The sequence below is a fragment of the Chryseobacterium sp. CFS15 genome, assembly GCF_031118795.1.
In the GTDB taxonomy this organism is placed as follows: domain Bacteria; phylum Bacteroidota; class Bacteroidia; order Flavobacteriales; family Weeksellaceae; genus Chryseobacterium; species Chryseobacterium indoltheticum.
In genome coordinates this window covers 1-22987 of record NZ_JAVHYL010000004.1, presented here as the reverse complement: position 1 = coordinate 22987, position 22987 = coordinate 1, and the positions used below count along the sequence as shown (strand labels likewise).

At 34.4% G+C, this 22987-nt stretch carries 11 protein-coding genes; 5 read left to right on the top strand and 6 right to left on the bottom strand.

Translation table 11 applies throughout. The features are described from left to right. The first annotated feature begins 100 nt into the window (after positions 1-100). A complete protein-coding gene (gene yidC / locus OH814_RS07180) occupies positions 101-1924 on the top strand; it encodes a membrane protein insertase YidC (protein WP_308827705.1) in 1824 nt (607 codons plus the stop codon). Between the two features lie 330 nt (positions 1925-2254). On the opposite strand, the gene OH814_RS07175 is transcribed toward yidC, so the two are convergent. After that, positions 2255-2839, bottom strand: coding sequence for a ribonuclease HII (locus tag OH814_RS07175; protein ID WP_076558047.1), 585 nt, complete (start codon positions 2837-2839; stop codon positions 2255-2257). A 134-nt stretch (positions 2840-2973) separates the two neighbouring features. On the opposite strand from OH814_RS07175, the gene OH814_RS07170 reads away from it, so the two are divergent. The 3 genes from OH814_RS07170 to argS all read left to right on the top strand — a co-directional run bounded on the left by OH814_RS07170 (position 2974) and on the right by argS (position 9580). After that, positions 2974-5901, top strand: coding sequence for a SusC/RagA family TonB-linked outer membrane protein (locus tag OH814_RS07170; protein WP_308827704.1), 2928 nt, complete (start codon positions 2974-2976; stop codon positions 5899-5901). Between the two features lie 5 nt (positions 5902-5906). Next, entirely contained in the window at positions 5907-7463 is a 1557-nt protein-coding gene (locus tag OH814_RS07165; RefSeq protein ID WP_308827703.1) for a SusD/RagB family nutrient-binding outer membrane lipoprotein, read from the top strand. 356 nt (positions 7464-7819) lie between these two features. Next, on the top strand, positions 7820-9580 hold the full coding sequence (gene argS / locus OH814_RS07160) for an arginine--tRNA ligase (protein WP_308827702.1): 1761 nt from the start codon (positions 7820-7822) through the stop codon (positions 9578-9580). Between the two features lie 38 nt (positions 9581-9618). On the opposite strand, the gene OH814_RS07155 is transcribed toward argS, so the two are convergent. The 5 genes from OH814_RS07155 to ccoN form a co-directional block, all read right to left on the bottom strand. Further along, positions 9619-10551: a YihY/virulence factor BrkB family protein gene (locus tag OH814_RS07155; RefSeq protein ID WP_076558017.1), complete on the bottom strand. Its 933-nt coding sequence runs from the start codon at positions 10549-10551 to the stop codon at positions 9619-9621. 323 nt (positions 10552-10874) lie between these two features. Further along, positions 10875-13223 (bottom strand): BamA/TamA family outer membrane protein, encoded by a 2349-nt coding sequence (locus OH814_RS07150; protein ID WP_308827701.1) that lies wholly within the window; start codon positions 13221-13223, stop codon positions 10875-10877. Next, positions 13223-18271, bottom strand: coding sequence for a translocation/assembly module TamB domain-containing protein (locus OH814_RS07145; protein WP_308827700.1), 5049 nt, complete (start codon positions 18269-18271; stop codon positions 13223-13225). Before OH814_RS07145 ends, OH814_RS07150 begins: the two co-directional genes overlap by 1 nt. A 408-nt stretch (positions 18272-18679) precedes the next feature. Further along, a complete protein-coding gene (locus tag OH814_RS07140) occupies positions 18680-19558 on the bottom strand; it encodes a cbb3-type cytochrome c oxidase N-terminal domain-containing protein (protein WP_308827699.1) in 879 nt (292 codons plus the stop codon). Between the two features lie 17 nt (positions 19559-19575). Beyond that, positions 19576-21855: a cytochrome-c oxidase, cbb3-type subunit I gene (gene ccoN, locus OH814_RS07135; protein WP_308827698.1), complete on the bottom strand. Its 2280-nt coding sequence runs from the start codon at positions 21853-21855 to the stop codon at positions 19576-19578. Positions 21856-22040: 185 nt separating this feature from the next. Here ccoN and OH814_RS07130 point away from each other — a divergent pair, with 185 nt between their 5' ends. Then, positions 22041-22334 carry a helix-turn-helix domain-containing protein gene (locus OH814_RS07130; RefSeq protein WP_201135463.1) on the top strand — a complete coding sequence of 98 codons (294 nt, stop codon included), beginning with the start codon at positions 22041-22043 and terminating at the stop codon, positions 22332-22334. Positions 22335-22987: the final 653 nt, after the last annotated feature.

The window sequence follows — 22987 nt, the reverse complement described above, 5'->3', positions numbered from 1 at the left end:
TTATAGTATAGAGTTTTGATAAAAAAACAGTATTTTTGTCGACTCTAAAAAGTAATAAATTGATTACTTGATTAAATTTAAAAATTTTAATAAAAATAAAATGCAACAGAACAACGGACTCGATAAAAGTCAGATCATTAGTTTTGCAGTTTTATGTTTGGTCCTTTTCGGATTCATGTTTTATTTCCAGAGGAATAGTGCTGAAGAAGAAAAACTAAAAGCTGAGCAACAGAAAACAGAACAGGCAAAAACTCCCGTAAAACAAACTCCGGCAGCTGATATCAATCCCAATGTAACCCCGAATGCGATTCAGGTTTCCAATTTGGCAAACAACGAGCTGAAGCTTGAGTTTTCAAGTTTGGGAGGTCAGGTTTCAAAAGTTGAGCTTTTAAAATACAAAGCTTACGATCAAAAAACCGACAAAGCCGATCTTCCGCTTAATCTGATTACTAAAAATAATTCGAGCTACGGTTTTCAGTTCAAAGATAAATCAGGAAAAACTATCAATACCAAAGATTTGGTATTCTCACCGGTTGTTAATGGTAATTCTGTTACTTTAACGGCAAACTACAGCGGTGCGGTAATTCAGTTTGTTTATACTTTAAATAATAATCCTAAAGCTGAGCTTAAAGATCAATATACTTTAGATTTTAAAGTAAGAACTCGAGGTCTAGCAAAAGTAACGTCTGATAACAAAGCAGATTTTGTTTGGGATTACCAAGTGAGAAACCTGGAAAAAGGTAGAGCTCAAGAACAGACTCATTCAGAATTTGCTTATGCTTTTAATAATTATAAAGATTATGATTATGATGGCAGAACAGATATGAATGAGGAAAAAGAAACGCTGAACTGGATTGGTGTAAAACAGCAGTTTTTCTCTTCTGTAATCGAATCTAAAACAGGTTTCACAAACAGCAAAGGAAACCAAGAGTCTATAGAAGAAGGAGAATATTTAAAAAAATTAAACTTCGAAGGCTTTGTTGCCATGAACGGAGGAGAATTTAATCAGGATTTCACGTGGTATTTTATGCCATTAGATTTACCTTTATTAAAATCTTACGACAAAAATTTTGATGAAATTTTACCATTAGGTTGGTCATTCATCGGTGCAATGAACCGTTATTTCTTCATGTGGCTTTACAGCATTATAGCTGGATGGGGAATTTCCGCAGGTTGGGTAATTTTCTTAATGACCATTATTGTGAAGCTTATTTTATCGCCAATTATGTATAAGCAGCATAAATTGAGTGCGATGATGAAAGTAATTCGTCCGGAAATCGACGAAGCTAATGCTAAATTCAAGGATGCTGATCCTATGAAAAAGCAACAGGCAACAATGGAAATCTACAGAAAAGCAGGAGTGAATCAAATGGCGGGATGTCTTCCGGCGTTGGTACAGATTCCGATTTTCTACGCATTATTCAGATTCTTCCCGAACTTTATCGACTTGAGAGGCCAAGGTTTCTGGTTTGCAAAAGATCTTACGGCTTATGATGATTTGATTCAATTACCATTCAAAATTCCTTTCTTGGGAGATCATTTAAGTGTTTTCGCAATTGCATGTACAATTGTAATCTTAATATATACTGTGATGACTTCAGGAAATATGCAGCAGCCACAACAGGAGGGAATGCCGAATATGAAAGTGATTATGTATATTTTCCCGATCACATTCTTATTCTTCCTTAATACTTCTGCATCTGGTTTATCTTGGTATTATTTTGTATCGAATGCAATTAATATTTTGATTATCCTTGTCATTAAATATGTGATTCTGGATGAAAAGAAAATCCATGCTCAGATTCAGGCCAACAAAGAAAAGCCAAAATCAGAAGGCAAGTTCCAAAAGAAAATGAGAGAAATGATGGAGAAAGCTCAGGATGCACAAAAATCCCAAGAGCAACAAAAAGGTAAAAGGAAATAATTTACAATAGATAAAAAGGGAAGCAAAATATTGCTTCCCTTTTTTATTTGTTATTTTTTAGAATAATCTGAACTTAAAAAGATCGATAAAATCAAATTGATTCAAATAGTTATCATAAAGTTATTTGAATAGTGAAAATTAATCTTTAAATTCTAATCACTGATAAATCATTATGATAAATATATTTAATCATTGATGCTTTATTAACAAAAGAAAAATCTTAAATATTTAAAATATGTAATTTTATTAGTAATTTAAGAATTTTGTTTAGAAATATTTTAAATTATAGCGTGGGCGGTTTTCAGAATGATAATTTCAGTTGAATTATTCTTAATCATATTTTAAACGGAAAGATCTTCTGTGATATTTAGTTATACCATGCTTTATCAGGGCGTCTTGGTGTTTTTTTGTGGCGTAGCCGAAGTTGGTATTCCATCCATATTCAGGATGCTCTTCATGGAGCTCAATCATTAATTTATCTCTATAATTTTTTGCTAAAATAGAAGCGGCAGCAATCGATAAAAATTTAGAATCACCTTTAATCACACATTGATGCGGAATGAAATTATAAGGGTGAAATTTATTTCCGTCTACCAGTATAAATTCTGGTCTTAGAGTTAGCTTATCTAATGCATTGTGCATTGCATGAATGCTGGCATTCAGTATATTATGTTGGTCTATAAAAGAGGGCGGAAGCTCAGCAATCGCAAAATTTTTCACATTATCTTTAATGTAACTATCCAAATCCATCCTTGTTTTAAAATTCAATTTTTTTGAATCATTAACAAGATTCTGCTCAAAACTGTCATCTAAAATTACAGCTGCCGCAACTACCGGTCCACATAAGCAACCTCTTCCCACTTCATCACACCCAGCTTCGATATAATTATTTGACCATTTCTTTAGTAAATCCATAAATTTTAACATTTAAGAGTAGTAAAAATGCCGCAAAACCTCAAATGTTATGTTAAAAATAATAATTTTTTCAAATTTTAACAGTTTTATACGAGAAGTTTTTACAACTTTGTTAACGCAAAATTAATATTAATATGAAGAAATTAACCGCAGGGGTACTAATTTTAGTACTTTCCTCGTCTTTGATGGTTGCGCAGGCGCAGCAAACAAAGTCGGGAGATACCCTAAAAACACAACAGATAGAAGAAGTAGTAGTTACTGCTTTAGGCATTAAAAGAGAGAAAAAAGCCCTAGGGTACGCAGCGCAAGAAGTAAAAGGAGAAACTATTTCAGATGCGGGACAGACCAATGCAGTGAGTGCTTTATCAGGAAATGTAGCAGGAGTCCAAGTAACCGCACCAAGTACGATGGGTGGGTCTGCGAGAATTACTATGAGAGGAATTAGTTCAATCACTGGAGAAAATAGACCTCTGATAGTTGTTGATGGTGTTCCACTAGATAACTCCAATGTAAACAATAGTGATACACAAAGAGGAGCTGGAGGAAGAGATTATGGTGATGCATCTTTTGATATTAATCCTGACGATATTGAAAGTGTGACTGTTTTAAAAGGTGGTCCTGCAGCTGCACTTTACGGATCTAGAGCTGGTAATGGAGCAATTATCTATACAACCAAATCTGCAAAAAAAGGACGAACAGATATCCAATTAAATTCTGGTTTATCATTTGAAAGTATTTACATTCGTCCAAAATTACAAAATCAATATGGTGGAGGTTATTCTGACACATTACCAACAGCAACGATTAACGGACAAACTTATAATATCCAAGAATATGAAACAGATGCTTCTTGGGGGCCAAAGTATGATCCTAATTTGATGTATCTTCCTTGGTATGCCTTTGATCCTGAATTTTCTAACGATTATTTAAAACCGGTTCCTTGGGTGGCTCCTAAAAATGATGTAGATTCATTCTTTAATACAGGTGTAACTTACACTAATAATATTTCTGTTGCAAAATCATTTGGAGATACAAATGTTAGATTATCTTATACAAATACAAACATTACAGGTATAGTTCCTAATTCTAAAATAAAGAAAGATAATTTTAGTATCAATCTTAATTCAAAGCTTTCTGATAAATTAACTGCAGATGCAATTGTAAATTATGTACATACAGAAGGGTTTAATAGACCCGAAATTGGATATGGCGATAATTCTGTTGCACAGAAATTTTATCATTTTGGTCAAAGAAACCTTGATTATGAAAAATTAAAGGATTATAAATTACTCGATGGCAGCCAGAGAACATGGAATAGATCAGCATATGACGATCCGACTCCATTATATTCTGACAACCCTTACTGGACAGTTAATGAGAATACTTCAGCAGATTCAAGACAAAGATTCTTTGGAAATGCTGGTTTAACTTACAATTTTGATAAACATTTTTATGTAGTTGGTAAAGTGTATGGAGATGTATATTCACAAAATATCAGTTCAAGAGTAGCTGTGGGTTCGCAAGCTATTTCTAATTATTCTATCCAAAAAAGAAATGTTTCAGAATTCAACTACGAAGGTAGAGCTCATTATAATAATAATTTTGGTGGTTTTAGTCTTAATACTTTTGCAGGATTTAATATTAGAGATAATAAAACAAGTATTTTAGATGGTACAACTATAGGTGGTTTAGTAATTCCAGGTTTATATAACCTTGACAATGGTGTAGAAAATTCTTTAGCTTCAAATGCTGAAGCTCATGGATCTGTAAAGAGTTTATTTGCATCAGCTTCCATAGGATTTCGAGATTTATTGTTTGTTGAGGCCACAGGAAGAAACGATTGGTACTCAATGTTAAAAGACAGTGGGTTTTATCCATCAGTTACTGGAAGTTTTGTGTTTTCTAATGTTTTAAAAACTAATTGGTTATCTTTTGGTAAAATTAGAGCTGGATGGTCTAGTATTGCACAAGGAGGTACGCCTTATGTTACAGGAACATTTATTACGTTCGGATCACCTTTTAATGGAGCTCCTCAATATTCTAATCCTAATACAGCGGGAAATCCTGATTTAACACCAGAACTCAAGGTGACTAAAGAAATTGGGATTGAAGCTAGATTCTTTAAAAACAGGTTAGGTTTTGATGTAACTTATTATGATACTAAATCTAGAGATTTAATTATCCCAGTTCCAGTCGATCCTTCTACAGGGTATTTGTCTAAAAGCATTAATGCAGGTGAAATGACTAACAAAGGTCTTGAAGCAATGGTAAATGTGACGCCAATCAGAAATGATAACTTCTCATGGGATATTACTTGGAATTTTGCAAAAAATAGAAATAAGCTTGTCAATTTATATCAAAATCTACAAAATTATGTTCTTACAAATGCACCATTTAGAGCACAGTTAGTAGCTCAAGTGGGTCAATCATATGGTAGTATTCTTGGTACTGACTATGTTTATGATGCCCAAGGTAATAAGGTTGTTGACGAAAATGGATTTTACAAAGCATCTGAAATTCAATCTTTAGGTTCTATACTACCAAAGTATAACATGGGTTTCAGAAACACTGTTAGATACAAAACATTGAGTTTATCATTCTTAATCGATATTCAAGAAGGAGGTAAATACTTTTCTACTACAAACATGTGGGGTATGTACTCGGGAATGTTAGAAGAATCTGCTTTAGGAGGAAATAGAGAGGCAGGAGTAATTCTAGCTGGTGTAAAAGAAGATGGCACTCCTAATGATATACTTTTAGATGCACCAACTTGGGGTGGTACTTACTACAATACTGTTGATGCTCAAAATGTTTTTGATGCAAGTTATATTAAGTTAAGAGATATTACTCTTGGTTATGATTTACCTAAATCTATGATTGGAAATGTTTTTCAAGGTGTTAGAATTTCAGCTTTTGCAAGAAATTTATTTGCATGGAATCTTTCCAATAAAGGAATTGATCCAGAAAATACATCATATGGGTCAGGAAACATCCAAGGGCTTGAAGGTGGTTCTTTACCATCCACAAGAACATATGGGGTAAATGTTAATTTTAAATTTTAATGAAAATGAAAAAAATAGTTTTAATATTATCGATTGTAGGAGTTACTTTTAATAGTTGTTCTGATAAATTCGATGAGATAGATATAAATCCAAATTCTACAGAACAGGCATTAACTTATGGCTTATTTAATAGTGCCAATAAAGAGTTAATGGATAATACAAGAGATCAATGGCAATCTGCCAGAATTACTTTACCGTGGGTGCAGTATTCTGCTCAAAGAGCTTACACTGAGGAAGATAGATATCAATACAGATTATCTACAGGTGTTTCTTTATGGAGTTTCTCTTATAGAGTAGCCCAAGATTATAAAAATATTATCGATCTTAATACAGATCCTGCAACCAGTACAAAGATGGCAGTCTATGGGCCTACAGAAAATCAGATTGCTGCTTCAAGAGTAATGCTTTCTTATGTTTTTCTTACGCTAGCAGATTCTTTTGGTGACATACCATATTATTCTTATGGTAATAAAGATGCAGATTTTCAAGCTTTAAACGTAGATGCTCAATTACAACCAAAGTTTGCGAGTCAACAAAAAGTTTATGCTGATATATTAAAGGAACTCAAGGAGGCTTCTGAAATGATTGATGAAAATGAAGTTGTCTTTACTCAAGGTGATGTGCTATTTGGTTCAGGTGAAAAACTTAAAAGATTTGCAAATTCACTTAGATTAAGAGTTGCTACTAGAGTTAAAGGCTCTGTTCAAGGTGCTGAAGCACATATTCAGGATGCTATTAGTTCAGGAGTGATGCAATCTAATGATGATAATGTAGGTTTATCTTATGAAAATAATCTTGTTAATCCGTCACCATTATTCAATGATTTCAGAACAAGATCAGACTTTGCAATTTCTAAAACATTCGTTGATTTGTTGAAAGGTAACAGCGGTAACTTTGATCTTGACCCAAGATTATTTAAATTTGCGACTCCTAGAGGAACTGCGAAAGCTTCAATCTTAGACGGAAGTGCTCCAGAATCTACTAATCCGGCCGACTTTAGTGGAATGCCATATGGAATTCCTAGTTCATTGGCACCAAGTCAAGCTTCATCCTCAAACTTCTTCAGCAAAAATATTCTTAAGCCTGATTATACTGAAATCTTAATGGAATATTCAGAAGTACAGTTCCTTTTGGCTGAAGCAAACGGTTGGTCTCAAACAAACTATGTAAATGGTGTAAGAGCCTCTATGCAAAGGTGGGGTGTTGCAACAGCAAATATTGATACTTATATAGCTTCTCTACCAGCAGCCTCAAAAGAAAATGTATTGACTCAAAAATATATTACATTATTTATGCAACCATATGAAGCTTGGGCAGAATACAGAAGAACAGGATATCCAAATACTTTATTGTTACCTGGACAAACGGGTACGCTGAATGTTGCTGCTGGAGGTGAAACGACATATATTTTCACTTCGCTGATTGCTGGTCTTACTGATCTTCCTACAAGATTGTTTTATCCAACATCAGTTCAGACATTAAATACAGCTAACTATCAAGCTGCATCTGCTGCTATTGGTGGCGATAAGATGAATACAAAACTAATTTGGGATACTAATTAATTATTAAAGCAAATTTTAATATTTTAACATTCATATAAAACCGCCTGAGTGCGGTTTTATATTGAATTAGTGATATATTTTGCTAACCATTTAAAATAAAATATTTATGAAAAATTTAAAAAAACTTTCTAAAAAAGATCTTAAAAAAATTCAAGGTGGGCAAGCTCCTCCATGCTGTTTAAGCTGGAACCCCATTTTAAGAGAATGTAGAAGTTGGGACTTTAATTGTCTCAATCCTTAACAATTTTTAAAAGGCTTCGGTAACGAAGTCTTTTTTATTTCACTAAATTTGCCCTTGAAAATTGTGATATGATATTAAGACTACTTATATGTGGTCTCAACAATAATATAAACCCATGAATATTAAAGATATATTAGAACAAAAACTGGCAGAGGTTATCCTTAATGTATATCAGTTGAAAGATATAAAACTCGAAATCCAGGAAAATAAAACTGAGTTTGAAGGAGATTTTACTATCGTTACCTTTCCTTTGGTAAAACAATTGAAGAAAAATCCTGAAAGTATTGGGGTAGAATTAGGAGAAGGTTTAACAACTCAGACAGAATTGCTCGAAAGTTTTAACGTAATAAAAGGATTTTTAAATGTAAAAGTTAGAAATCAGTTCTTTGTTGATCAATTTAAGACGGTGGCTGAACAGTTTTCAAATATAGAAAAGAAAAACGCAACTGTAATGGTGGAATATTCTTCACCAAACACCAACAAACCGCTGCATTTGGGACATATTAGAAACAACTTGTTAGGTTTTTCTGTAGCTCAGATTCTTAAAGAAGCGGGTTATGATGTTATAAAAAGTCAAATCATTAACGATAGAGGAATTCACATCTGTAAGTCGATGTTGGCTTGGGAAAAATTTGGAAAAGGGGAAACTCCGGAAACGGATCAGGTGAAAGGAGATAAATTCGTAGGAAACTATTATGTCAAATTTGACCAGGAATACAAAAGAGAAATAGCTGAACTTATTGCGAATGGAAGCACAGAAGATCAGGCTAAAAAAGAGGCTCCCTTAATGAAAGAAGCTCAGAAAATGCTTCTCGACTGGGAAAATGGCGATGAAAAAGTAAGAAATCTTTGGGCTGAAATGAATTCTTGGGTTTACAATGGTTTCAATCAGACTTATAAAAGATTGGGAGTAGATTTCGATCAGGTACAGTACGAAAGCAATACCTATATTTTAGGAAAAGACCTTATTCAGGAGGGTTTAGATAAAGGCGTTTTGTACCAGAAAGAAGATGGGTCGGTTTGGTGTGATTTAACGGATGAAGGTTTAGACGAGAAACTTCTGCTTCGTTCAGACGGGACTTCTGTATATATGACTCAGGATTTGGGAACGGCGGTAGAGCGTTTTAAAGAAAATAATATTCAGAAATTAATTTATACGGTAGGAAACGAGCAGGATTATCATTTCCAGGTTTTATTTAAAATTCTAAAAAAACTCGGTTACGAATGGGCAGACCAGTTGTTCCATTTATCGTACGGAATGGTTGAACTTCCGGAAGGTAAAATGAAATCCCGTGAAGGAACAGTGGTTGATGCAGACGATTTGATGCAGGATATGTTTGAAACTGCAAAAGAAAAAACAGAAGAACTTGGAAAACTTGAGGGGCTTGCAGATGAAGAAAAGGTAGTTTCTTATGAGATTATCGGGCAGGCTGCATTGAAATACTTTATGCTGAAGGTAGATCCAAAGAAGAAGATGTTGTTCAACCCGGCTGATAGTATTGATTTTAATGGAAATACAGGTCCGTTTATTCTTTATACTTATGCAAGAACTCAGTCTTTATTGGCTAAAGCAAATTATGAATATAAAGAAGTCAGCAATATTGAGTTTAATCAATATGAGAAGGAACTGATTATGCTTTTATCTAATTATAAAGCAACTGTTGAAAAAGCAGCAGAGTTATTAAGTCCGGCTTTAGTGGCCAATTATCTGTATGATTTGGTTAAAACATATAACTCATTTTATCAAAGCAATCCGATATTAAAAAGTGAGGATGAAGATCTAAAACAATTTCGTTTAAATGTATCAGATCTCACTGCAAAAACAATACAAAAATCATTAAGTCTACTGGGAATAAGAACTGTAAACAGAATGTAAAAACAAATCCTCCTGAAAATTTCGGGAGGATTTTTATTTTAAACCGGTGTAGATTCATTTTGGTTTTGGCTTTGTCTATAAAGTTTAGCACTGCTCCATTTAGCATGTTTTGAGGGCTCGATTTTATAGCCTCTTTTATAGGTATAGACTTTGGTAAATTCGGCTCCGAAGAAAATCAGCATACACGAATAATTAATCCACATCATAATTAAGATCACTGTTCCTGCAGTTCCGAATGCTGAGGTAGGTTTAAACTGCCCGAAATAAAGACTCAGTAAAAATTTACCTAAAGTAAAAAGAGCTGCTGTAAGCAAAGCACCTTTCCAAACAGATTTCCAGTTGATTTCTACATCAGGAAGTACTTTAAACATCAATGCAAAAAGAACAACAATGATTAAAAATCCTACTGAAAAATTAATAAGTTCAACAATTAGGTAAGTTTCAAGACCGAAATAGGTTGTGATGAAGTTATTAAATAATCCAATTAATGATGATAAAACCATTGTAATCATCAGTAAAAATCCTAAAATAAGAATCATACCTAGAGAATTGGCTCGATCGAGGAGAAATTTTATTAAAGCTTTCTTGGGTGCCGCTTCTACATCCCAAAGATTATTCAAAGACTTCTGCAACTGAAAAAATAGGGTCGTAGAACCGTAGATCAATGATCCTATTCCTACAATTTTCATGAAAATATTTTCTTTATCGATGAGCGCTCCTGCAATCATATCCTGAATACTTTGCGCAACATCCTGTCCCATCAGTCCGCTGATCTGTGTACTGATCTGTCCGCGAATTGCTTCTTCACCGAAAAAATATCCGGCAATCCAGATAATGATAATCAATAAACCGGGAATTGAGAAGATAGCATAATAAGCAAGACTTGCTGAGTCATTGGACGCTGATGAATTATTCCATTCTGTAAATGTTTCTTTGACGGTTTCCCAGAAAAATTTTAGTTCTTTTAGCATAGTAGAATATTAATAGATGTGATTTGATGATATTAATATTGTCTTCAATTTGAAATCAAGAAATGACAATATTATTGTTTCACAATTTAACGCAAAGATTATTCCTTAACGTGAATTTTAGTAAACAAAGGAAAATAAATTTGCACGGTGAAGTGTAAATAGCAGTTTAATGAATTACCTGTTGATTTTTAAATTAAAAAATGTAATATAAGTTTTGGCTAAAGCCTGATGAATTGTGTTAAACTAAAAAACGGGCTAAAGCCCGTTCCTATTGATATATAGTATGCAATAAACCAAAAACTATTTTTCAGCTGCAACAGGTCTTAGAAAGGATATCCAATTGCAATATTTAGAATCAGATTATCTCTCCTCCAGCTGGAATCTCCAAAATTGATTCTGTCAAAAGCCCATCGGTCACCTTTTTCGTAATAAGGCACACGCAAAGGCATTGCGAGATCAAGTCTTAAAACTAAAATTGAAAAGTCAAGTCGTAAACCAACTCCTGCTCCTACAGCAATTTCACTTAGAAACTCTTTAGAAAACTTTCCTCCCGGTCTTGTATTAACTCCTTTATCATCGATGTCATCATTAATCAACCAGATATTGCCGGCATCAATAAATGCGGCAACATTTAAGAATTTATAAAGATTGGCTCTGTATTCTGCATTCAGTTCCAATTTTATATCTCCGGACTGATCAAAAACAGCTCTGCTATTATCTTCTCCTCTAGGATCGTAACTTCCAGGACCTAAAGTTCTTGCTCTGAACGCTCTGATACTGTTACTTCCCCCTACAAAAAACTGTCTTGAAAAAGGAATATGTTCTGAATTTCCGTACGGAATGGCAGCTCCAGCAATAAAGCGTGAAGCGAATGATGTTTTTTCGCTAAACTTATGATAGAATCTTACATCATTTTCAATCTTAGCATATTGACTGAAAGGAACTCCGAAAATTGTTTTCTCCTTTCCTTCTTTTTTATTCGCACCCGTCACAAGACCTGTAATATTTCCTGCCAAATCCAACATTCCTTTATAATAGAATGTGTTTTTTCTCGGAAGCATTGTTGTGGAGTAGGTGTAAGAATAGGTTGGCCCGAAAATAAGTTGCTTATCAGTTATTCTTTGAAGATAAGGGTTGCCTTGAGATTTAGTTACAAATTTTTCAGTAATATCTGCCGGACGAATTAAAGAAACATCTATTACATTAAGTTCGTGTTCTTTTCTTACATTTTCTTTCCATTGATATCCAAATGAAGCGTTAAATGTATTTAAAGAGTATAAAGTGGTTCTGTTCTGAAACTCATAGCCTAGTTTAATATTGGTTCTCGGGACAAAAGCACTCGAAGAATTGAAACGAAAAGGTGCTACGATTCTCGGAATCGACAATTGCACATTTGCTCCGGCTCTGAAAATATTTTCAGCATCTTCAGGCCCACCGATTTGTACATCAAATGCTCCATAAACAGAAGCTTTAAACTGTTCTGCGCCACGGAAAAAGTTTCTTTGCGTCCAGTTTAGATTTAGTTCACTTCCTGCGTAATTGGCAGAATTCGTTCTTCCTAAAGCTTCTAAACGTAAAGATTGAAGTTCTCTTGGAGTTAAAACATAATACGCATCAAACTTATGATTTAATGAATCTGATACTACAAAGTCATTTTTTACAAATTTAAAAACACCAAGACTGATCAATCTATTAAGCGATAAATTGTGGTCTTTTCTGTTGTAGATATCGCCTTTGTTGAAATATAAAGCTCGGTCAAAAATTCTGGGTTTAAATTTTTTATCAGGATCAACCACGTAAATATCATTGTACTCATATCCTTTTAAAGAATCAGGATTCATTGGGATATTGTATTTTCCTTTTTTCGCATCGCGAAGATTATAATTGGGAAAAACGACTACTTTGTCAATTGTAAACTGCTCGGTGGCCAGTTTAGGAGTATTGTCTTTCAGTTTTACAATGAGCTCTACTTTCGGTTCTTTAGTAACCGTACTGTCTGCCTGTACGATAATATTATCCGGACTGAAGTAATAAAAACCTTTATCTTTTAAACCATCGTCAATTCTTTGTCGCTCGTTTTTGATGACATCAAGATCAAAAGGATTTCCTGTTTTAAGTAAAGTTTTCGCTTTTAAATTCTGAATTTCACTGTTAATGAGCGTAGAATCTTGCGGGAAATTCACATTGCTTATCAAATATCGTGCTCCAGGATTTAAGGTGTAAATTACCTGTGCTTTTTTATTTTTTGAAACGGTGTCGTATTTTGCTTTTGCATTAAAATAGCCTTTGTTTTCAGAATAGTTGACAATAATATCTTTGTTGAATTCTCTGTCAACATCTCCCAGCAATACAGGCTCTTCTCCAAATTTATATTTCAGCCAGTATTTCAGTCCTTTTTCTTTTTTGGGTTCCGAAGTAGCATTGTAAGCATATAATTTTGGTCTTAATCCAAGAAAACTAGAATTGGGTTTTGGAGTAAGATTTTCTTCGAGTGCAGACTGCAATTCGCTTTTTTCTTTTTTGGAAAGAGTATCACTTTCTATTTTTACTTCTGCTCCTGTGTAGAGCATCTGTCCGTCTTTCAGAAATTTCGTATTGCTACATGAGATAACTGCCACTGTAACTCCCGATGCCAAAAAATATTTGCAGTATATGTTAAACTTATTCTTCATTATTTAAATTCTACAACTTGGTTATCTTGTTTTCTCTTGTTTTCTTTAATTTCCCTATTTCTGTTATTTCGAGATTTACGGAAAATATCACGGAATTTGTCGTAATCTAAAGTGATGATAAATCCGACTCCGGTTTCTACAATTTGTCCTTGCAAAGCTACCTGATAATCATTTTTTCGGTAAGCTCTCAGCATATACCTTCCGTCTCTGGAAAGGCTGTAGTCTATGGTAACATCTCCGGCAATATTGGTCGTATTTTCGTTTTGTCTCGCTTCACCTTCCAATCCGAAATTACTTCCTACAGTAACTTTCAGACGATCATTCAGTAGTTTTTTACTGATGTCTACATTCAGATCGGTTCTTGTATTCTGAGTTCCGGTAGAATAATCTTCTGTTGATTCAAGATCAAAATTAAGGTCTACTCCTTTTATAAGGTTTGAGGCAATATTATTAAGCTGTTGCGAAAGAATTTTACTCACACTCTGTCTCGCCATGGTTTCGGCAGACACTCCGGAATTGCTTTCGAAAGGATTTTCGCCGATAAAACGATTCAGTAAAAGCAAGGCAAAAACCTGTTTGTTCATTTCATTTTCATCTTGTCGCAATTGAGCAAGTTTTCCGTCTATTGTTTCTGTCACGGTAGAAGATACGGCATTGTTTTTTTCGTCTGTAGTAATATCAAATGATATTTCAGGTTTCAGCAGTTCTCCTTTTAGAATCAATAAAGTATTAAACGGAATTCTTTGTTTAAATTGATTAAGATCGGCAGGATTGCCTGCAAACTGTTGTTCCACAAGATCAATAGGTGCTGCCTCCGTTTTGTATATAGCAGTAATATCTAGTTTCGCAGTTGTAGGTTCACCGGTCCATGTTATGGTGCTTCCTTTTTGGATGTCAAATTTTCTTTTCAGAAGACTTACAGACATTTCATAGCTACCTTTTTCTACCTGATAAACGCCGACTAAAGTCGTCTTTCCTGAAGGGTCAATTCCGCCTGTCAAATCTGCTTCACCCTGAAGTTTTACAAAATCTCCGTTGGCTTTATCAATGATGATCGACATTTTCGCTTCTTTATCTACTTCTATATTTACATTTACATCCAATCCTTTAATTGGGCTTTGTGCATCAATAGAATCGGCTTTGATGGTTTTATTTAAAGCAACCTGATCCTGATCGATAAATTCTACAATACCATCTCTTTCCTGCAACGAAGGGCTAGACTGCGGAAGAACAAAAGTAAAATCGGTTGTTTCTGAAACAGACAATCTTCCGTCAACTTTTGGTAAGTCTAGATTTCCGCCAACTTTTAATGCAGCATCAATTGCTAAAATTCCGTACATCATGGCATCGTTTGATTTTTCAGAATTTACAACCTTGAAGTCTTTAGCTTTCAGATCTAAATTAAATGCAAAATCTCTGTAAGTCTGTGTTAAAATCTGCCCGTCGATGTTCAGAGAATTTCCGTCTTTATCATTAATTTTAAAGTCGTCAAATTCAATTCCACGGTTGGTAAATCCTATTTTATCATTGATGTTTCTGAAATCACTTCCCGTTTGTGAAATCATTAAGCCAACATTATTAAGCTTAATATCTCCAAGAATTTTCGGTGCAGTCGTCGTTCCGGTAATTTTAAGATCTCCCGAAAGATAACCTTCTGTGTTGGTAATTGCGTTCATAGAAAAACCTTGAAGTGTTTTCATCTGAAGCTGATTCATATCTAAATTTAAATCAAACGTGCTCGAAGAAGTGTTGTAATTTCCTAAGATTTTTACATCATTATTATTCCCGGAAAGTGCAATGTCAGCGTTCAGAAGATTCGCTGATTGGTTATTAACTTTTATCGCTAAATTCCCAACCGGACTTCCATAAACGATCAGATCAGAAACATTGATGTCTGAAGTGAAGGTCATGTTTGTGGTTAAATCTCTCAGTTGTGCTGTTCCGTTGATGGTTCCTTTGGCCAGCAGTGAATCTTTTTTGATGATCTCTGTAATCGTTTCTATTTTAAAATCTTTCAAAGAAACATTCAGCGGACTGGTTGGTGAACTGCTTTCAGACTGCAAAGAAATTTCTGCTCCCGAATTGGAAAGTTTGAAATTATCTGCAACAATTCCCTGACTGAAAATCTGAATTTTATTGTTTTCAGCAACCGTCCAATCCATATAATTTAATTTTAAACCATTAGGATTCAGCGATATTTCTGTAATGTCATTCATCGATTTGGCATTTCCTGCAATCAGGAACTGCGTTTCATCTTTATCATCTTTTGTGGTGATATTATAATTAATGATGTTATTGGCAACATCACCATTGATATTCACTTTATTTATAGCAAAACTTTCACTTTTCAAAGCAGCAACATCAAGATTGTATTGTAAAGCCTGATTTTCGTTGGAGATCTTTAAACTTGTATTTTCCAAAGAATTGGTGCCATACAAAACCTGAGGAATTTTTGCATCCAATTCTATTTTCTGAGAATCTGCATTATAATTTCCTGTAATATTGATGGTTTCAAAACTTTTCAGATCTGGTACAAATTTTCTGATCAGATCATCATTTTTAATCGTTGCATTGATGGTGAAAAATTGTCCGGCATCTATTTTTTGAGCCTTGCCGGGTTTTTGAAACTGATAATATTGATTGATCGTTTGGCTTAAAGCTCCGAAAATCTGTGTAAGTTTATATTTACCATTCAGTTCAACATCTGCAATCTGCGAATTGAATTTAATTAAAGTTGAGTCTGCCGTAGAAACTGCATTCAGCCTCACTTCCTGAATAGGATAAACTTCTTTGGTGTCTGAAATGGCAAAGTCTTTTAAATTAAGATAGCCGTTCAAATTATCAGGATCGAGACTTTTAAAATCTCCGTCAATTCCACCGGCAATAATCATTGGTGAGCTGTAGAATCCTAGTTTATTCAGATCTAATTTATTGATGTTTCCATTAACTTTTACGGTAGGATTTTTCTCATCATAAACTCCGGAAGCGGCAAGATGTAGATTGGCATTCGGGTCTTTTGAGTTTAAATCAATATCATAGGCACCACGGTTTATTTTCCCTTTCAGAATCATATTCTGATAGGTATAGCCGTTGTAGGTTGCAGATTGTACATCACCCGAAAGATTTGCAGACATTGTTTTCGGATCAAAACCTTGTCCTTTTGCATTGATGGTTGCAGTGACACTTCCAATATCTTTATTTTGAATCAGTTTTCCGATTTGAAGACTCTGCAGATTGGCTTTTACATCAAAAGTTTCTCTGTTTTTTCTGCGCATATCGGCTTTAGCAATAACGGCAGCATTTCCTAAAGTGGAAGTTAAACGTACATTAGCATCTACAACTTTCGTTGTACCTTTTGCCGTTCCTCGGATTGTAAATGAAGAAGGCAAAGTAATATTATTAGGAATCGTATTTTTCGGAACTAAATTATAAATGGTTTTGGATGAAGACGCAAGCTCTGCTACTTTCAAATCGTAATACAACTGATCCGGATTCATCGCATTTTTGATTTTCCCTGAAGCCAAAACTCTCAATTGATCTAAACCAGAAACTTTTAAATTTTGAATCGTTAAATCATTCACTGTTCCGTTGACCAAAGCATTTACATTCAATGTAGCATTCGGATATTTGTTGAACGGCGCCGTGTTTTTTAAAGTAGGAACAATATTTAAAATGTCAGCAAACCCGATTTTAGAATCACGGATGTCGGCAGAAATTTTTACCGCTCCAAGATTGGATGATAATTGGTCAATCGAATTGTAATTTAAAATAACTTCGTCTCGCAAAATAGTTTTCGGAGTCTGCAAGTAAAGATTTTTCAGATACGCTTCTTTTTCAGCATATACAAAATCGGTGTTGAATTTCTGTACATTCAAACCTCTTGCTTCCTGTATTTCTGCTGATTTTACACTTCCCGCAAAACCATTGTTTTCCATTTTGAAATTTCGGACGTCTATATTTAATTTGCCAAAATTAAGATGATTAAAATCCATTCCGCTTTTTGTGGGAGCAATTGCTGTGTTGTTATAAACAACTTTCACATCGTCCAAAAGAAGTTTCCCCAAAAGAACTTTCATTGCTTTTTCTTTTGCAGAATTTTTTGAAACTTCAGGCTTTTCTTCATTTTTAGAATTGGCGTTTTCCGTTGGAAGGAATAAATTAGCGTTGATGTTGGCTCCGGTTAAATAAACATTTCCAACATTATAATCGTTGTTTTCAAGATCAATGCTGTTAACCTTCGTGCTTAATTCTTTAAAAAGAACTTTTGCAAAAGTTTTGGTATTGTCGTCGCCGTAGTCTATATCAAAATTGGTCAGGTTTATTTTGTTTAAACCTAATTTCATCGCCTTTTTCTGATTCAGAGAATCTACTTTTTGTTCAACATTGGCAGCAACTTCCTTCACCAAATCTTGTTTCAGTTTTAATTTTAATCCGTCAAGATTAATATCGTTGACTGCATACGAATTGTTTTGAAGGTCAAAAGTTTTTACGCGGGTATCAAAAGATTTAAAATATACTTTAATATCATTTCTAGACTGCTGATCATTAAAAGTAACCCCGATATCCTTTAATTTAATTTTATCTAAAGAGATAATAAAAGGCTTCGAAGGTTTTTGTTCCTGTTCTTTATCTGAAGTCGCAAACGCATCTATAATATAGTCGAAATTAAATTTTCCCTGAGGATTTCTAACCACGTTTGCACGAACGCCTTCCAGATCAATTGATGTAAGATCGGCTTTAGAATTAATCAATTTCCACATATCTAAACCTACATCAACTTTTCTTGCAGAAAGCAATGTGTCTACATTTTGACCTTTCAGGTATAGGTTTTCCATCACCAGGCTGTTAGGAAAACCGATATATACTTTGTCGAGGCTTACTTTGGTTTTTATTTTTTTCTCAAGGTAAACGATCAGTTTATCTTTTACAAAGTTTTGAACCGCCGGAAGTCTTAAACTTAAAATGAGCAGTATGATTAAAACGATAAAAGAGATAATTGTAATAACAATACCTCTGAGAATTTTTCTTTTATTGAATTTTATTTTCAAAATTTCTGTGATTTAGCCAATAAATACTTTTTTTTGATTGATGAGTGTTTTTGATCATCGGTTTTAAAAATACGAATTTTAACTTAAATTTTAAAAATTTGAAATTTGATGAGCTGTACCATGATTTAACTTTTTTTGAAAAAAGCCCGTTGAAAGGGCTTATTTTGAAATATGAGCAATATGTTTGCCAACGCGGCAAATTTGTTAAAATTTTCTAAATATGTGGTATATTTAATATACAAAAACCTGCTCAGTGAACAGGTTTTTGTGTTGATGTATGCCTCGTTGAAATTTAAATATTATAGAATATTTAAAGTGAATAGGTTTTCAGATGTTAGTTGAGTTACAACTGCGACATACACCTGGTGGAGATTCAATTCATAGTTTATATATATTTAGATGAGTTAATTATTCTTGCCATTTTACAGATTCACCTTGAGGGGCTGCGCCACCCTGTTTTTCTGTGACAGGAGATTTTTCCTGATTGATGTGATAAATATAGGATGCGATTTTTTCTGCATCTCTTCCTGTAATGGTTCCTTCTTTAATGAAAGGTCGCATTGTAGGATTATTTGGAGAACCGTTTTCGAGCATCCAGAAGACATTTTTAAACAAACTTTTCTCTTTGATGTTGATCCAGTGTGTATCGGTAAGGTTTGGTCCGATGCCGCCTTTTCCTCCGTCTGCATGACATGTTACACAATTGGTTTTAAAAAGTTGCTCTCCTTCAGCAATATAATCTGCGCTGTATTTTGCAGTTTCCAAATTGATAGGCGGAGCATTTTTTTCGTATTCAGCAATAGATGCCAACTGCAATTTGGCTTCTCTGTCATATTCCGCCTCGGGATGAGCGTAATCTGTGAAAGCAAAAGCGATGAGATAAACTGCACAGAATATCATCCCGAAATAAAAAAGCCCGATCCACCATTTGGGTAAAGAATTGTCGAGCTCGGTAATTCCGTCGAAACCGTGATCGATCAGAATATCTTTTTCTTCAGTTTGAGATTGTTTTTTGAAAGCCGAATTCCAAAGCTTCTGAAAATATGGAGTTGTGTTGTTGGTGATATATTCCTGCTTTTCTTCATCGGTGAGTCTGGCGAATTTTTCGTTTTCTACCAAATCACCGATAGAATTCATAATGAGCAATAAAATCGTAATGATGATCAGCAATGCCCAAAATAGAGGGGTAGAAAAATAATTGGCATCTTGTGCGAACATTTCGAACGCCATTATAGTAATACCAATCGTTATTGCTATATATATAGATATGGGGGTTCTCGTTTTCATTTTAATTGTATTTAAAATTAATCTACACTTGCTGTCTTAATGTCTGTCGTTTTGATGTCGGTTCCCAATCTTTGCAGATAGGCAATCATTGCGATGATTTCTCTTTGTTCCATTGGTACAAAATTGTTTCCTTTGGCAATTTTCTCTTTATCCATTTGGTCTTTTACATCGGTAGCTTCAGAATAAATTCTTTTTACAATCGCTTGTGACTGATTATTTGCCCATCGATCGGCTGAGTCTATCTGTGCTTTGGTGTACGGAACATCAAAAGTATTTTTCATCAGTTTCATTTTATCGATCATTTGAGAACGATCCAGTTTATTGGTAATTAACCAAGGGAAACGTGGCATAATAGAACCTGCAGAAGTAATTCTTGGGTTGTACATATGTTTTAAGTGCCATGAATCTGGATTTCTTGCACCTTCTCTGTGAAGATCGGGACCTGTTCTTTTTGATCCCCAAAGGAATGGTCTGTCATAAACGAATTCCCCGGCTTTGGAATACTGCCCGTTTTTACCGTCAAATCTTGTTACTTCATCACGAAACGGTCTTATCATTTGTGAGTGACACGAGTTACAACCTTCTCTTACATAGAGATCTCTACCTTCCAGTTCTAACGGTGAATAAGGTTTCACAGCAGATATTGTTGGTAAATTGCTTTTTACAGTTAGTGTAGGAACAATTTCTACCAATCCACCGATTGCAATTGCTACAAAAGCTAATATTGATAATAGGTGAGGAGTTCTTTCCAGCCAAAGATGTAGACCTTCGCCTTCTTTTCTGCCTGAACCAACATTTGCTAAAGCTGGTGCTTCTGCAGGAACATTTTTCTGGAACGATCCTGCTCTGATTGTTTTGTAAACATTGACAACCATTAAAATGGCTCCACTCAGATAAAATAATCCGCCTAAGAATCTCATTTTAAAGTACGGAATGATTGCTGTTACTGTATCTAACCAGTTTTTCCACAATAAAGTTCCGTCCGGATTAAATTGTTTCCACATCAAACCTTGAGTAAATCCTGCTATATACATTGGCACAGCGTAGAAAATAATTCCTAAAGTTCCCAGCCAGAAATGCCAGTTGGCTAATTTTTTAGACCAAAGCTCAGTTTTCCACATAATCGGAATCAGATAATAGATAACTCCAAATGCCATGAAACCATTCCATCCTAAAGCACCCAAGTGAACGTGACCAATTACCCAGTCGGTATAATGCCCGATTTTATTTAATGATTTTGTTGCTAAAAGCGGTCCTTCGAAGGTTGCCATTCCGTAACAGGTAACCGCAACGACAAAGAATTTTAGAATAGGATTTTCTCTTACTTTATCCCAGGCTCCTCTTAAAGTTAATAATCCGTTCAGCATTCCACCCCAAGATGGAGCAATCAGCATTATTGAGAAACCTGTTCCCACCGCTTGAGCCCATGCTGGTAAAGCAGTATATTGTAGATGGTGAGGTCCTGCCCACAGGTAAACGAAAATCAACGACCAGAAGTGAATAATTGAAAGTTTATATGAAAATACAGGTCTGTTTGCTGCTTTAGGCATAAAATAATACATCAACCCTAAAACCGGTGTCGTCAAAACAAATGCAACCGCATTATGACCGTACCACCATTGTACCAATGCGTCTTTCACGCCTGCATAAGCAGAATATGATTTCCAGCTTGTAAATGATAAAGGAACCTCTAAGTTGTTGAATATATGAAGCATTGCAACCGCAATCCATGTAGCAATATAAAACCAAATCGCTACATATAAATGACGCACTCTTCTTTTGGCAATCGTTCCAAACATATTGATCCCGAAAATTACCCAAGAGAAAGTAATCAAAATATCGATTGGCCATTCGTGTTCAGCATATTCTTTTGAAGTGTTAATTCCCATTAAAAAGGTAATCACAACAGCAATAATCATAATTTGCCATGTCCAGAAATGAATCCATGAAAGCGTATCGCTATACATTCTTGTTTTCAGAAGTCGCTGCATACTGTAATAAGCACCGCAGAAGAATGAATTACAGACAAAAGCGAAAATCACCGCACTCGTATGAAGCATTCTGATTCTTCCAAATCCTAAAGCTCCTTGCGAATTAATCAATCCCTGAATATTTCCACTTCTTAAACTCTGAATGGTTGTATCATCAGTACCAAATAAAAATTCAGGCAATTCAGGATAAAAAAGCATCAATGCAGCGGTTAAACCTAAAATAAAACCGATAATTCCGAATACGATAGTAGCGTAGAGGAATGCTCTGACAATATTATTGTCATAATTAAATTTTTGCGTCTCCATAAGTCTTGTGTCTCGCAGCGAACAATATTTTTTTACAGAATCTCCCTTACATAAAGGTTTTCGAGAGCCTGAAAATAAATATCATGCTGCTTGTGTAATGTTTTGACAAAGGTATTTACTAACTTTGTCTGAGGCTATTAGATATACTTCTAAAATATACCGAAAACTACTAAAGCTATTGTGTGATGAAAATTTGTGGACAAACTATCAGAAAAATAAGACGTGACCGTGACCTTACCCAGGAATACATGGCGTTTGAAATGGGGATTTCACAAAAAGCGTATTCTGATATAGAAAATTCAAAAGTGAAAATCAATCTCGAGATTCTTACAAAAGTTTCAGACATCCTTGATATAAAACCGTCTGATATCTGCAGCATATCTCATAAATGCAGTACAAACGATTATGAAGACAAATACAATGAGCTTGTTGAGTATATGAAACAAAATAATATAGCTCTGCCTTTAGACTTACAATAAGATTTTGTCATCCTATTATATATAGATGTATTTTAAATCCTCTATACTTTTCTTTTAATGATTTTTTAGGAGCTATTTCCCGCTCTCCGCACTCGCTATTTTCTCTTTACAAAGAAAATGAGCTCAGACAATGCTGCGATCGGGGCTAGGTTTAAGGTCTACAGTAAAGCTTTTGGTTTTTATATTAAGATTAAAAATTCGATTGTAAAGTAGAATACTTACTATTCTTAAATATAATATATAATAAACTTTACATAAAAACAAGTTATCCTTAAATAAGTACAAGCTTCGGAGGAGCGAAAACTTTGTAGAAAAAAATGTTATTATATTATGAGCTCCATGGGAGCGACACCATATCACAATAAATTTTCTTTAGATGATTTACAAATGAATTCTAAATGATTTTGGATGTCGTCCTATGAAGATTGTCACTTTTTTTTTGAAGAAATCGACCTCAAGCCTATAAAAAGCACCTCAAATTTCGTTCAGAAGTTTATTTCGTTCAATGTGGATAACTATAATATGGTCTTAAAAGCATTGTAAAACAGTAATTTACTATAGGTATTTCCCCACAATTCAATTTTTCATCATCTGCTCGTTTGCTTTGTATAGTAAAGTCGTATTATCTTTGCCCCACTGAAAAACGAGAGTTA